This is a genomic window from Nostoc sp. UIC 10607 (genome assembly GCF_047228265.1).
GTDB lineage: Bacteria > Cyanobacteriota > Cyanobacteriia > Cyanobacteriales > Nostocaceae > Nostoc > Nostoc foliaceum_A.
Genome location: NZ_JBIQNW010000250.1, coordinates 1 through 451 on the forward strand (window position 1 = coordinate 1; position 451 = coordinate 451).

Here is a 451-nt window from a genome sequence, read left to right on the forward strand (position 1 = left end):
ACTGAAGAATCAGCCAAAGATATAGCCCTAGCAAGTAATACTACAACGCCAGTAGATTCTCGCTCCAAAGTCAACGCTAGGGGTGATTACAAATTCATCAAGCAGTACTTAGCCCAGTTAGAACAGAAAGAAGATAGGAAATTCCGCATAGCCTATTACCAGAATCAAAGTGGCGCTCCCAGAAATGCCCAATGTAATGTCAACCATTTGGTGAAGTTGATTAACTGCCTCGATAGAAATAGATACAACCCCGACGGCAATAAACGAACCAAACACCCAGCAGGAATGAGTCTTCCAAGTAACATCACAGATGCAGAAAGAGAAAGATTAACCGCCTTATTGCCTCTCTTGACTCATGCTCTGTGGATAGAGCAAGGGAGCAATGCGGTTTTGTCAGATCCGGTAAAAAACAAGCGATGCCTTCGGCGGGCGCAGCCATCGCAAAAATCAA

1 protein-coding gene is annotated in these 451 nt (G+C 44.6%); it reads left to right on the top strand.

Annotation, left to right across the window (positions count from 1 at the left end):
* Nucleotides 1-451: AIPR family protein (locus ACEYW6_RS36645; RefSeq protein WP_412983672.1), on the top strand; the 451-nt coding region annotated here is incomplete at both ends.